A 12,832-nucleotide genomic window follows, 5' to 3' on the forward strand; every position below is an offset into this window, starting at 1 on the left:
CATGGGGTTTTGTACAAGCTTCCTCAAAAAAATAAAGCCGCTAAATGCAGCTTTACTTTTCATCATCAGGTTTCGCAATATTTACCGCTGGCATCTCATTGTTCATATAGTCAGTAGGATGACCATCATCTTCCCGATTTTCATCATAGAAAAATTCATTAATTTCCTTTTCAGCATGTGCTGTTGGATCTTCATGTTGATTTTTGGATTTATGTTCCTTGTCCATTGCTATTCTTCCTTTCCACAGTTTTCACAAGCTTTAAATACTTCCTCATATTGAAGTCTTTCGTTAGCATCAAACTTATGATTGCAGTAGCGAACAATTCCGTCTTGGTCAATTAAAAAACAAGAACGAATTGCCGTACCATTTTCTTCGTTTAATACGCCAAAAGCTTTTGTCACTTTTTTATGCCAATCGGCTAAAAGCGGATAAGGAAGCGTCCCAAGGCTAGCGGAGAAAACATTATGGGAATAAATATGATCCACACTTATCGCAAGAACTTCTGTATTAGCATCTTTAAACCGCTGATAATCCTCTTTCCAAGAGGTGATTTCCTTTATTCAGCCAGGTGTGAAGTCCAGCGGATAGAACGCTACAAGTACATTTTTATTGCCTCTGAAATCCGCCAAAGAAATATCTTTTTGAAGCGTGGATGGCAACGTAAAATCTGGTGCTCGATCGCCCGTATTTAACAACTAACCCACCTCCTTAGTTCTCAAGAATATAGTTCCCTGTTCCTTTAAAAGAAAACGTTGGAATATATAGTTATTCTTTAATGTATGCGGCAGGGAAAGAGCTTGTCTCCATAAGTGCTGAGGTATCCTTAAATAAAAGTAATGGATACATTAATAAAGATGCAGGTGTAGCTGTTTTAGTGGATATAGAGGAAAACTAGCGAAAAAACATCAAATTTAGAGTGGACATACTAAGAAACCGTACAAAATTAGGCAGCTTGGCTGACGCCAAGTACTAAATCACCGGTTTTGTTGGCACTTTGAAGTTCAGAAGGAGCCAACTAGAATTAATTTCACCAAAAGCACCTAATTTAACCATCTTTGGTGTTATATTGAAAAATCTAAGCATTATTTTCACCAAATTGGTTATTTTATTGACGCTTCTACAAGAACAAAAATAAAAAAGCCAGGGGACACTACCCCTGACTTTCAAAAACAATTATTTTACTTCAATTACAGCTGTCTCTTCTGTAGTTTCTTCTTCAGTTGCTGGTACTTCAACAACTTCAGGAGCATTTTCTTCTAATACATCTTCAACAGCTAAAATAGCTGCATTGATTGCCGCATAAAGTTTCGCATTATCACTAGCATGCTCTGCTGCTAAAGAACGGATCTTGTTTAATAGAGCAGTAACTTCTTCAGATGCTTCTTCTTCAGTTGCAGTTTCTTCAGTTGCTGGTGCTTCTTCAGTCACTTCTTCTTCAGTTGTTGTTTCTTCAGTTGCAGGAGCTTCTTCAGTTACTTCTTCTTCAGTCGTTGTTTCTTCAGTTGCTGGCGCTTCTTCAGTCACTTCTTCTTCAGTTGTAGTTTCTTCAGTTGCCGGTGCTTCTTCAGTTACTTCTTCTTCAGTCGCAGTTTCTTCAGTTGCAGGAGCTTCTTCAGTCACTTCTTCTTCAGTCGCAGTTCCTTCAGTTGCTGGTGCTTCTTCAGTTACTTCTTCTTCAGCTGGAGCTTCTTCTGCCTCTACAGCGTGAACAGCAGCGTTTGGTGCAGCATGCAGCTTCGCGTTTTCACTTGAACGCTCATACGCATTAGAGTTGATTTTGTTTTGAAGAGATTTGTTTTCTTTTGCTTCTTCTTCAACTTCTTCAGTTGTTTCTTCAGTTGCTGGAGCTTCTTCAGTCACTTCGTCTTCAGTCGTAGTTTCTTCTTCAGTCGCAGTTTCCTCAGTTGCCGGAGCTTCCTCAGTCACTTCTTCTTCAGTTGTAGTTTCTTCAGTTGCCGGAGCTTCTTCAGTCACTTCCTCTTCAGTTGTAGTTTCTTCAGTTGCCGGAGCTTCTTCAGTCACTTCTTCTTCAGTCGTAGTTTCCTCAGTTGCTGGAGCTTCTTCAGTCACTTCTTCTTCAGCTGGTACTTCTTCTGCGTCTACAGCGTGTACTGCAGCGTTTGGTGCAGCGTGCAGCTTCGCGTTTTCACTTGAACGCTCATACGCATTAGAATTGATTTTGTTTTGAAGAGATTTGTTTTCTTTTACTTCTTCTGTATCTTCAGATTCTTCTTCGTCTGAATCATCTTCTTTTACATCATCAGCATCTTCAGAATCATCTTCGTCAGAATCTTCGTCTTCTTTCACTGCATCTTCGTCAGCGATAACATCTGTCCCCTCTTCTTCTTTAACTGGATTGTCTTCATTTTCCTCTTGAACTTCGTCTGTTTCAGAGTCATCATCGTCTTCTTTCACAGCTTCTTCATCAGAATCCACATCAGTATCTTCTTCGTTGCGAGTTGCATCCTCTTCTTCAGATACAGTTTCATCAGTTTCACCTTCATCACTGTCTGCTTCAGGAATTTCAATTTCGATTACTTCAGTTTCTTCTTCCTCAACTGGAACTGTAACCTCAGTTGGTTCCTCTGTTACAGGCTCAGTTACTACTGGCTCTTCTTTTTCAGTGGGAACAGCATGAATAGCTGAGTTAGGAGCAGCATGCTTCTTTGCATTTTCACTTGCATGCTCTGCACCTTGAGAGTGACTCTTATCTTTAACAGGTTTTTCAGCTTTTGCAGGTTTTGCTGCTTTTTCAGGCTTAACCGGCTTTTCAGCTTTAACTGGCTTTTGAACTTTTACAGTAACTTTAGATGGTTTTGCATACTTCTCATCCTTAGCTTGTACTTGTCCTTGAGATGCTTTTGAGCTTTGAGCCTTAATCGCATGCTCTGTTTTATGACCAGCCGCTTCAGCAGCACCCGTTCCTACAACTGCCGCAAGGGTTAATGTTCCAGCAAATACTAAAGATTTTACAAATGTACGGTTGACTTTTTTCATTATAATTCGCTCCTTAATTTTCAAATGGTTGATTTAATAACATCACAATATCTCCATGAAAAATTAAAGAGCAGTTTCCGGTGGCATTGATGGCGGTGCGTTCACCCATTGACTTCTCAAGAGGTCCATTCTGCTAAAATACACAGAAACTTTTTCACTATCAGCAAAGATCAACGGCAGGACCAAATTAGCCTTAACATTGGCTAAAGGTGCTCCTCCATTTCCAGCGTCCTTAGAGGATGATGAATGTGAAGAGCTTTGTCCAGCAGTTAATGGTATTGCCTTTGTATCCGGCTGTGCGGGAAGTTCTTTAGAAGGAAGCTCGATAGGAAGTTTTGATACAGCTTTTTCCCGCTGTTCTTTAATCTTCTTTTTTGATAGAAAGAGCTTCTTCTTTTGTTCATCCTCTGCCGTTACTTCAGGCAGTACTGATTGGTTTATAGGCGTTTCTGTATGTATGTACTTTGAAGTTTCAGCCCTTTTCTTCTCAGGCTGATTTATTGGAACATTCTTTTTGAGTTGTCCCTGAGGAACTGATTTTTTTAGTCCATTCGAGTATTTTGTTTGCTGAGAAGACCTATTTTTTTCAGCAGCAGCATTCTTCTCTTTGGCTTCATACCTTTTCTCCGAACCTTTAGAGCTAGATGTATCCCCTTTCATTTTCTTGGGCTTAGCTTCAGAAACTTCAGGTTTTGATACATTCTCTTTAAGAGATTCTCGGTCAGGAATATCAGCTTTTGCATTATCCTGTTTAAGATCCGATTGAGTTTTTTGTTCAGCTGCTGAATTTTGTTTATCTTCATTATTTTTCTCGGCAAATACTTCACCAGGAATAAAAAGGATGGCACCTGCGATCAAACCTTGCATAATGATGCTTGGAATTCGCACAAATTCACCTCCCTTCTTTCATCTATATAATACATCCAATTTATGTTTTATTTGTCGGTCTTTGTCCAAAATAGTCATTACTTCCTAAAGAACCATAATTTCAAAAAATATCAAGAGGGACTTGTGTCTTAAATTGGAGAGAAGTAAATGGCTTAAACATGAAACTTTACAATAGAAAAATCGTATAGTTATATGGAAGAAAGGTAAGGAGGTAGATTTTATGAGAAGTGCTAATCCTGCTTTAAAAAGTACAACCTTTAATAAATTTGGAGGAACCTCTGTCAGTAAACAGATGACATTATCAGGAACAGTTTATAAAACGTTTATTTTACTGATCATTTTAATGGCTTCTTCCTTTTACACTTGGCATCAATATAATATCGGGGAACCTGTAGGACATCTAATCACAATCGGTGTGATCGGGGGACTCATTTCAGCCATAATCATTGCCTTTGTTCCTAAGACTGCCCCGCTGCTAGCGCCGGTTTATGCAGCTCTTGAAGGTTTAGTGGTAGGCGGGATATCTGCAAACTTTGAATCTCAATTCAACGGGATTACAATGCAAGCCGCGGCATTAACGTTTGGTACGCTATTTGCCTTGCTGCTCGCATATATGCTCCGAATCATTAAAGTTACACACAACTTCAGATTGATCGTTTTCTCTGCAACAGCCGGAATTATGCTTGTTTATCTTACAAGCTTCATATTGGGGTTTTTCGGAATCAATATTCCCTACCTTCATAGTTCAGGACCAATAGGTATTGGAATCAGTCTATTTATCGTAGTCATAGCGGCTCTTAATTTGGTTCTGGATTTTGACTTTATCGAATATGGAGCAAGCCAGCGTGTTCCTAAATACATGGAATGGTATGGCGCATTTGGCTTGATGGTAACATTAGTCTGGTTATACTTTGAGATTCTTCATCTATTAGCAAAACTTAGACGAAACTAACAAAGAGAAGCCCTCCGGCTTCTCTTTTCTTATGAAAGGATCATTATCCACCTGTTAATCGTCCACCAGCCAATACCGATGTTAACGGCAAATAGACCAATTCTCATAACTTTATTCTCATGGGTTATGAGCTGAGCAGTATATAAAATCCCCCATAGAACGAGGATTAGAATCGACCATAACACCCCATTCATATCACCTTGCATAAATGCTCCATAGCTATAGATTAATTTATAGGGCATTAAAAGGATAGCAGTTAAAAAATACATCCCATGTACAGTGTATCTGCTCACTGAACTAGAGAGCGGGGCTGATTTAACAGCTAAACTATATAATAGAGCTATTCCAATTCCAGACCCAAGGAAAAATAACGCCTTGAAGATTTCATAAAAGAATAACGGCAAAACTTGAAGGGCATCGACCCAAAGAATTCTGCTATAAAACAGCAGCCATAGCATTGGAATGACACTGGCTATCGAGACAATGGTATTAATCCCTCTATAAACAGCAGAACCTAGCAGCATAACACCAGAAATAAAAAACAGAGAACCTAGCAGTTTGCTAGAAAATAGTAAAAGAAAACTATATAAACAGAGAAGAACGGCAAACGCAATATGAAGAATATAATCATATTTTGAATGCTCAGCTTGTTTAAATGTATTGTATATTGGAATCATGCTGCACCTGCCAAGTCTTGTCGTGTTTATTCATTTATCGACATGTATCTATAATTACTTAAATTATTCTTTCGGCACTTTAACAACACCGCGAATGTGCCACATGTTAATAAGCTCGATTCTTTTACGGTATTGTTTTGCCTGCAGCCTTCCCTTTTTGTATCTTCTTTTTAATAGCTGCAAGTAATCTTCAATCTTAAGATGATAATCATTCATGCTTTATACCCACCCTCGCCATTTTTCTCACTGTCATATTCCCGAAAATAGTCGATTTGTAACATGAAAAATAAAAAAACATGAGAGGGTTAGGAAAAAACAGCTACAAGATTGCAGCTGTTTTAAAATTATTCGCCGAGTTTTTTAATTTGTGATAATAGATCATTGTAAACAGCGATATCATCCAGCAAACCGCTTTGTTCGAGCAGATCAGCGTTCAGTTCTCCATCTTTTATGACTGTTAAATATTTATCAATTCCCTCTTGAAGCTTATAATTGTGTTCAATCACCTGATTGTGAACATCTTCAAACACAGAAGGGGGTGTTAAATCCCCAAACTCACTAATGTCTGATTTCATATCTTCCAGCAGCTGTTCAAGTTCTCCTCTCGCTTTTGGATCGTTTACTGCCGTTTCTGCAATTGCAGAAATCTCTTTTGAAAATTGTTGTACATCATTAATATATTCAGTAGCTTCAGGTACATAGTTCAGACCATTCGTTACTTCACTTACTGCAGAACAACCTGTTAATACCGTAATTGATAATATAGCGGCCATTAAAGTCTTTTTCATTTTTTTCTCCTTTTTCCTTTATATTTGGAATGGATTTGAATTAAAAAAACGCCCCATTTTTGAGCGTCTTATATTTCTGCTTATTATTTTATACGGCTGCTGATGCTTTAAGTTTCATTACTTTCTTAATGAGTAAAAAAGATCAGTGAACTTATCGATTACATTCTCAAATTTTAATTTTTCTTTCTCACCATAAACCTTTGATTTTAAACGTTCAGGATTAATAGAGGACAGTTCTTTCATATAAGCTTCAATCTTTTTTAGTACGGCATTAAAACGTTCCAGCGAAATTTCTTTTTTATACATTTTAGAATCCTTAATACGGTCTTCAAAAAGCTTCTGAAGCGTTTCATTAGAAAATTTAATATCTACTGCTTTTCTCGCTCCATAACCGTCCACGATATAAAACATGGTTGTCCCTTCTGACTTTTTGCTAGGATCGGCAAACGTTATTTCTGAGCTCAGGCTTCCGACTCTTACCTCCATTTTAAACGACCCTGAAGAAAACACCTGGTTTGGCGCAAGTGTTACAACAGGATTGTTCCCTGTAGGATTGTTGGCTGGAGGATTTTGAACTGGCGGGTTTGTTTCTTCTATTGGCAGCTCTATTTCATTTAGTGGGTCACTTTCCCCGTTTTGATTTTCTGGTTTCACAGGTACATGTTCCTTAACGATATCTTCAATTTGGTTCCATAATAATTCCCGAACCGTCTCTAATAATCCTTCAGCAGATTTTAAATGTTTCTTTACTTGCCCTTGTGGCGAGTCTGCAAGCAATGTCTCCAGGTCATTCTTTAAACCCAGCAAAAACTTGTTAAGTGACTCAGAGACTTCTTCTTTAAAGGTATCTAAACCAATTTCAGGAGTTTCTTTCAGCTCACCTTTAATAGAATGGATAAAGTCAGCGGAGCTATCTGCTAATTCATGCCTCCAGTTGCTATAGATCCGTTCCGCTTCTATTGCTCCTTGATGATGTTTCTCTATATCTTTTCTGGTGTACGTTTTAAAAGGTTTATTTTCATGAACACTCTTTTCAAAATGATCTTCTTTTCTATTTTCTTTATGAGTTTTCTCGGGAGGAACGGCTTCAAGATGCTGAGTCTTTTTTACATGATTCTTTTTCAAATGCCCATAAGCAAAATGGTTTCCCCGATCATATGAAAATGCCTGTGCAGCGTGATTTACCATCTTGAAAACCTCCTTTTCTCGTAAATTTTTGTTTTCTTCCTGACTTTTAGGACAAAATAAAAAAGCCCACAACAGAAGATACGATCTTCCTAATGCCGGCCGGTTGCATCACTAGCTCCACATACTTATAGATGCCCAAATAAAAAGTATGCTTCCACGCTTCCATTAATTTCAATTATAATAGCAAAAATCTTCGACAACAATATATTTTATTTATTTTTCAAGGCTCTTTTCTAACTTTTGTGAAGAAACTTCGTTGACAAGTTGATTGGAGCGCAAGGTGCGAGACTCCTGCGGGATCAGCGGGACAGGTGAGACCAATCAATGTCGCAAAGCGACGAGTGGGCTCACCGCACGCCCCGCGGAAAGCGAGCACCTGGAGCGGAAATCAACAACTTCCAATAGCATCAAAGTTTATGAAACCAGCCTTAGAAAAATTGAAAGGATGAAGGAAATGAGTAATAAGGATAGAGCTCATGAAGGAAAAGATGAACTGTACTTAGATATTGATAGGATGATTAACGAAGGAATGGCTGGCGGTACTGTGGCAGACACTGAAGATCTTAAACAAATCGGATATGATACTGATATTACCTCCCAAGAAGAACCGCCAACAATTGCTGGTGAAAGAGAAGAAAAAGATAAATAAAGAAACAAAAGGATGCCCTAATTATAGGACATCCTTTATCAGTTATAGTCACTTACAATGGTTTGGAAATCTCCTCAAGTGCGTCTCCTGCTTTATCGTTGTCTTCATGTTTAACAGCAAGGTCTCCTAATGAAACAATACCAACCACATTTCCATTATCCAAAACAGGAAGTCTGCGTACTTGATATTCAGACATCAGCTTCTTAGCCTCATCAATCGTCATTTCAGGTGTCCCTGTAACAGTATCTAATGTCATTACATCACTAACTGTACCTTCAATATTCCCGTCAGCAACACATCGAATAACGATGTCCCGATCGGAAACAATCCCTTTTAGTTCCCCATTTTCAGAAACCGGAATAGAGCCTACTCCTAAACTTTTCATCAAACCGGCAACTTTAGTAATTTTCGTACTTGGTTCACAAGTCTCAATATCTGAAGTCATAATATCTCTTAATTCCATTTTATCGCCTCCTAATAGGTAATACGGTTATTCTGTACCTTTTTAAGAGGAAAGCTAAAACTTTCAACTGCAGCTCCAGCATCAATATTATTGAGCCTTTATCAGTCTGATTTCCTTTAAAACTTCTTGATACCTTTGATCAAGTCTTGTTTTCTCTTCTTCTTTCATTGTTAAGGAAAGCTGCCCGATTAAATCTGTCATTTCAAGTTCAAGCTTCAGTAAATAATCTTTGTGATCTTTGGTTTTTAGATCTGGCTTTTTATCGCCATTCTTATTTTCAAGATATTCCTTATAGCTCCCCTCAAACCAATATGCTTTTGGAGGCTGAAGCTCCAAAACATGTGTTGCTGCTTTTTCCATTAATCTTCTATCATGTGTTGCAAGAATAAAGGTACCCGGATACGCGATCAAAACTTCTTCTAATGCTTCTCTCGTAAACAAATCCAGATAATTCGTCGGCTCATCAAGCAATAACAAATTATAATCATTTAAGAAAAGCTTCGCTAATGCAGTTTTCATCTTTTCTCCGCCGCTAAGTACCTCAACCTTTTTAAATACATCTTCACGTTTAAATAAAAGCCTCGCTAATATCGTCCTTACCCATGTCTCATCATACAAGCTGTTTTCCATGACATTTTCTAAAATACTTTTTGTCTCATCAAGGATATTTAGATGCTGATGAAAGTAGCCGATTTTGAGCTGCTTTGATTTTTCGATTTGTTCATTTCCTCTATTTATTATCTCTAAAAGGGTTGATTTACCTGTTCCGTTTTTACCTGTTAAAACAACCTTCATACCTGGCTTTACAGTAAAAGATAGGTCAGTAAACAGTTGCCGCTCGTCAAACCCAACGGAAAGTTGTTTAACAGCCAGCGCTTGTTTACCATGAATGACTGAAAACTGCTGAATATCAAAATCGATTTTTGGCTGTTCTTTTGGCTTTTCTTTCTTATCCATCATCTCGATTCTTTTTTCAATTACCTTCGAAGCTTTCTCCAAAGACCTTTTTGCACTTCGGACCTTCATTTTCCCTAATTTCGCTTCACTATATGACATGCGAGCTGGTTTATCTTTCATGTCCTTAGCTTTTGATGATTTCTCCTTTGCAGCATTCTCCAGCCTCGTTTTTTCTTTTACAAATTGCTCATATTCCAACTGCTGCCGCTCTTGTTTTTGCTCTTTTTGAATAAGATATTCTGTGTAATTTCCGTGATACAACGTAAATGTTTGCTGATCAAGCTCGATTATTTTTGTGCAAACCATATCAAGAAAAGTTCTATCATGAGACACGAGCAATACAGCACCATTATGATGATTAAGAGCTTTTGCCAGCTGATCCATCCCATCAACATCCAAATGGCTCGTCGGCTCATCTAGAATAAGAATATCAGGCTGCTGCTCAAGAGCTGCCGCTATCTGAGTACGCGTTTTTTCACCGCCGCTCATTGTTTCATAGTTTTTCCCTTTAAGGTTCCACTGACCTTCACTTCTTGCTGTAATCGTTTGTGAACCTTCTTCAAACTGGCTGACAACAGCGAACGTGCCGTAGTGCTGTACAGAACCAGAATCGGCTTCTTCCATCAGAGCAAGCAGCTTTAAAAATGTTGATTTTCCTGTTCCATTCAGCCCTACTAACCCAATACGATATTTACTAAAGAGCTGAAATGGCTCTGTTTGTTTTAAAATTAATTTTCCTTTGTAAGACTTTTCAAGTCCGATTGATTCCAATAAAAGCATAAAAAAACCTCCCAGTTTTACTAGAGAGGTCTGCCCACGCCGAATATCACCATACAACCGCGTGAAAAAACGATTTTTTGGCAACAAAAAAACAGGCCTGTAGTTAAGTCCTAAAAATGGGCAGAGTAATCCTATCTAGCGTTCTACTTAATTATTCAAGTAAATGGCTAAAAATAAGATTAATTGCTCATTGGACGTATACACCTGTTCCTTCCGTTATTTTTCTAAATTGTAAGCGATAACCCAAACTGCAGTCAAGCTTCATTTCTTATTCCTGTACCCAATGCAGATTTACTTTTCTTTGATTGGCACCAGGTCTTGTATCTTTCAGCATCCGGATAAAAAGCAGCCCTTTTCGGTAATGCGCTTGAACAGGATCTTGGTGTACCCGGACAGGAAGTGTGATCTCCCGCTTAAATTCCCCAAGCTGAAATTCTTCGGTATTCAAGCGATAGGAATCAAGAGATATAGATAATTTCCCTTGCACAGTCAATTTGAATGGATCTACAAGTACTTCTACGTCATCGGTTCGGTTCAATCCAGGCAGCGCAAGTACACAGCAAATTTCCTGAGGTGTTTCATATATGTTGCAAAGCGGATTTTCGTTCCTTATATCAGAACTCGGCGCTTCATTAGGTGCAAAGAACTGATCGCCAAAGTATTCTTCCGCCATCCTTTTCCAGTCCATCATTTGTTTCCAAGTGTCCATTCATATTCACCTCTTATGAAGGCGGCCCTAAAGGAACTGAAGGAAGATCAGGATCAGGAATTTGAGGAGCCGGACCTATATGACCGCCTGTGTTAAATAATTGCGAGACCGGTTGGATAACGCCAGCGCTGCCGATCTGGAGAACTGAGGAATTTTGAATGCCTTCTACTTTTAATTGCTGAATTACAATCGTCTGACTGACAAACAGATTCATGATTCCTCCTCCTCAATTTCTGGATAAGGATCTTTAAGAAAATTACGGATATGCTTTACCCGTGATTGCAGGGTCATCTCGTTGACTGAGCCTATATGAAGAAGAGCTGAACTTGATACACCGAGGATATCAATTCTGCCCACTCTAATAAAAGGGCATGCGTTAAACGTTTTCTTAATCTGAACTGCTGGACAAACAGGAACAACGACAGGCTGCGAAAAAATGTCATACTTGTTTAACGGGATATCGAACCTGCCAAAATCTGTACGTTCTCGCTGAATAGCGAGAGCAGCAGAAAAACATTGAATTTTTTCCGTATCCCCTGTCTGGAGTATGGAAGATGAGGCAAGTGAATTTAAGATCACTTCATCGACTGCAGATGTTCTGTACATTTTCTCACCTCTATAACGGAACGAGTGATGTTCCCAAAACAAGCGACTCAGGCGGAGTGTCAAACGCTGATCCAAGATTGATGCAATCTACATCTCCTACTAAAACAACAGAAGAAAGACCCACTCCGATGATGTTGATCTCACCAACAAACAGCTCATGGTTGGTTACGCAAAATTTCACTCTCTCCACCTCCGTCTGCCTTCGAATCTTTTAAGTGAACGATGAATGTTTCAATTCCCCGGTAGATATCCTCTTTCGTTTTTTGAAGAATATCTTTGCGGCCCCTCTCATCTTTTGGTTCATATTTTGTAAGATAATGCTTAATTCTTCCCGGCACCTGACGCTGAACATCCTCTAAAATAAAAACACGGTATGATTCATCAAGCGGAACATTTATTTTATTTTCAAGAGATTGCAGATACACAGGAGCTTCTTTTATAAAAAATTCATCCATCGCTTTTATCATTTCACGGTAATTAGGATTTTCTATGACACTTCGCTTCATTTGTCCTGGCATTTGAACCGTATTCTGCCCAATATTAAATTGCTCAATTAAATCTTTGCTTTCAGCGGAATGGCCTATGCCGATATGAAGGGTTCCCTCAAGTTTTTCTACTTTTAATTGATCAAACTTGTATTCTACCGTTTTAGGTTCATCAGCGAGTGCAGTAATTTGCTGCTTAAGCTTTTTTATCTGAAGTTCCAATACTTTAATTCTGTCATTCTGGTCCTCGATCATCTGTTTCATCTTGCTTAAATAATAGTTGTGCTCCTCGTTCATACAATCATCAGCTCCTTAGTAAGATGTATGCCTTCTTGCTAAGGAATTTGCATGTCGCTTAAAAATTTGTAGTGTTAGTGTTGTCATTTACATCCGGGTCTTGCGTATACGTCACGTTGTAGCCGTTGTGCAAACGAAGATTATCACCTGTATTAAATGAACCAGCACCTGCATAAGTTTTTGCATAACTAACCGGGCAGATCGTCTGGACGTCACCTACATGAAATACGGAACCGCTAGATACAGAGTTTACAGAAATCTTTCCTACGATAGCCGGCATACACGTTCAGTCCTTTGTAAGGTTCTCCTCATATGTTATGCATACGCCCATCTTCCTGTGATAAAAAACATCCATTCACCTTTAGGCTTCTACCTACATAAGCTATCTCAAAGGG

The 12,832-nt window shown here is 38.7% G+C and carries 18 protein-coding genes and 1 riboswitch; of the genes, 2 read left to right on the forward strand and 16 right to left on the reverse strand.

The features are described 5' to 3' along the window. Window positions 1-52 precede the first annotated feature (52 nt). From ACFQ4X_RS17970 to ACFQ4X_RS17985, 4 genes are all read right to left on the reverse strand, one after another. A complete protein-coding gene (locus tag ACFQ4X_RS17970) occupies window positions 53-226 on the reverse strand; it encodes a hypothetical protein (RefSeq protein ID WP_379837595.1) in 174 nt (57 codons plus the stop codon). A gap of 2 nt (window positions 227-228) precedes the next feature. Next, a complete protein-coding gene (locus tag ACFQ4X_RS17975) occupies window positions 229-696 on the reverse strand; it encodes a redoxin domain-containing protein (protein ID WP_379837597.1) in 468 nt (155 codons plus the stop codon). 478 nt (window positions 697-1,174) lie between these two features. Continuing rightward, the gene (locus tag ACFQ4X_RS17980; protein WP_379837599.1) at window positions 1,175-2,998 is read right to left on the reverse strand and encodes a hypothetical protein; all 1,824 of its coding nucleotides are present in this window, start codon (window positions 2,996-2,998) and stop codon (window positions 1,175-1,177) included. 63 nt (window positions 2,999-3,061) lie between these two features. Further along, window positions 3,062-3,886, reverse strand: a complete 825-nt coding sequence (locus ACFQ4X_RS17985) for a hypothetical protein (protein ID WP_379837601.1) — start codon at window positions 3,884-3,886, stop codon at window positions 3,062-3,064. 220 nt (window positions 3,887-4,106) lie between these two features. Here ACFQ4X_RS17985 and ACFQ4X_RS17990 point away from each other — a divergent pair, with 220 nt between their 5' ends. Then, a complete protein-coding gene (locus tag ACFQ4X_RS17990; protein WP_379837603.1) occupies window positions 4,107-4,838 on the forward strand; it encodes a Bax inhibitor-1/YccA family protein in 732 nt (243 codons plus the stop codon). 29 nt (window positions 4,839-4,867) lie between these two features. Here ACFQ4X_RS17990 and ACFQ4X_RS17995 read toward each other — a convergent pair whose 3' ends face one another. From ACFQ4X_RS17995 to ACFQ4X_RS18010, 4 genes are all read right to left on the reverse strand, one after another. Then, entirely contained in the window at window positions 4,868-5,515 is a 648-nt protein-coding gene (locus ACFQ4X_RS17995; protein ID WP_379837605.1) for a hypothetical protein, read from the reverse strand. Window positions 5,516-5,578: 63 nt separating this feature from the next. Next, window positions 5,579-5,731 (reverse strand): hypothetical protein, encoded by a 153-nt coding sequence (locus ACFQ4X_RS18000; protein WP_156774206.1) that lies wholly within the window; start codon window positions 5,729-5,731, stop codon window positions 5,579-5,581. A gap of 128 nt (window positions 5,732-5,859) precedes the next feature. Then, window positions 5,860-6,303: a DUF6376 family protein gene (locus ACFQ4X_RS18005; protein ID WP_379837608.1), complete on the reverse strand. Its 444-nt coding sequence runs from the start codon at window positions 6,301-6,303 to the stop codon at window positions 5,860-5,862. A 117-nt stretch (window positions 6,304-6,420) separates the two neighbouring features. Then, window positions 6,421-7,491 (reverse strand): hypothetical protein, encoded by a 1,071-nt coding sequence (locus ACFQ4X_RS18010; protein WP_379837610.1) that lies wholly within the window; start codon window positions 7,489-7,491, stop codon window positions 6,421-6,423. Window positions 7,492-7,579: 88 nt separating this feature from the next. After that, a riboswitch (cyclic di-GMP riboswitch) is annotated at window positions 7,580-7,661 on the reverse strand. Window positions 7,662-7,945: 284 nt separating this feature from the next. On the opposite strand from ACFQ4X_RS18010, the gene ACFQ4X_RS18015 reads away from it, so the two are divergent. Continuing rightward, entirely contained in the window at window positions 7,946-8,140 is a 195-nt protein-coding gene (locus ACFQ4X_RS18015) for a hypothetical protein (RefSeq protein WP_379837612.1), read from the forward strand. A 52-nt stretch (window positions 8,141-8,192) separates the two neighbouring features. On the opposite strand, the gene ACFQ4X_RS18020 is transcribed toward ACFQ4X_RS18015, so the two are convergent. The 8 genes from ACFQ4X_RS18020 to ACFQ4X_RS18055 form a co-directional block, all read right to left on the reverse strand. Further along, a complete protein-coding gene (locus ACFQ4X_RS18020) occupies window positions 8,193-8,603 on the reverse strand; it encodes a CBS domain-containing protein (RefSeq protein WP_379837614.1) in 411 nt (136 codons plus the stop codon). A gap of 87 nt (window positions 8,604-8,690) precedes the next feature. After that, entirely contained in the window at window positions 8,691-10,340 is a 1,650-nt protein-coding gene (gene abc-f / locus ACFQ4X_RS18025; protein WP_379837616.1) for a ribosomal protection-like ABC-F family protein, read from the reverse strand. Between the two features lie 268 nt (window positions 10,341-10,608). Next, a complete protein-coding gene (locus ACFQ4X_RS18030) occupies window positions 10,609-11,049 on the reverse strand; it encodes an Hsp20/alpha crystallin family protein (RefSeq protein ID WP_379837618.1) in 441 nt (146 codons plus the stop codon). A 13-nt stretch (window positions 11,050-11,062) separates the two neighbouring features. Then, window positions 11,063-11,263, reverse strand: a complete 201-nt coding sequence (locus ACFQ4X_RS18035) for a spore germination protein GerPB (RefSeq protein WP_379837620.1) — start codon at window positions 11,261-11,263, stop codon at window positions 11,063-11,065. Further along, window positions 11,260-11,655: a spore germination protein GerPE gene (locus ACFQ4X_RS18040; RefSeq protein ID WP_379837622.1), complete on the reverse strand. Its 396-nt coding sequence runs from the start codon at window positions 11,653-11,655 to the stop codon at window positions 11,260-11,262. Before ACFQ4X_RS18040 ends, ACFQ4X_RS18035 begins: the two co-directional genes overlap by 4 nt. Window positions 11,656-11,665: 10 nt before the next feature. Then, window positions 11,666-11,836, reverse strand: coding sequence for a spore gernimation protein GerPD (locus ACFQ4X_RS18045; protein ID WP_077364830.1), 171 nt, complete (start codon window positions 11,834-11,836; stop codon window positions 11,666-11,668). Further along, entirely contained in the window at window positions 11,811-12,437 is a 627-nt protein-coding gene (gerPC, locus tag ACFQ4X_RS18050) for a spore germination protein GerPC (protein ID WP_379837624.1), read from the reverse strand. Before gerPC ends, ACFQ4X_RS18045 begins: the two co-directional genes overlap by 26 nt. A 58-nt stretch (window positions 12,438-12,495) precedes the next feature. After that, window positions 12,496-12,717 carry a spore germination protein gene (locus ACFQ4X_RS18055; protein ID WP_077364834.1) on the reverse strand — a complete coding sequence of 74 codons (222 nt, stop codon included), beginning with the start codon at window positions 12,715-12,717 and terminating at the stop codon, window positions 12,496-12,498. Between the last annotated feature and the right edge of the window lie 115 nt (window positions 12,718-12,832).

Source organism: Fictibacillus halophilus (genome assembly GCF_042680145.1).
GTDB lineage: Bacteria > Bacillota > Bacilli > Bacillales > Fictibacillaceae > Fictibacillus > Fictibacillus halophilus_A.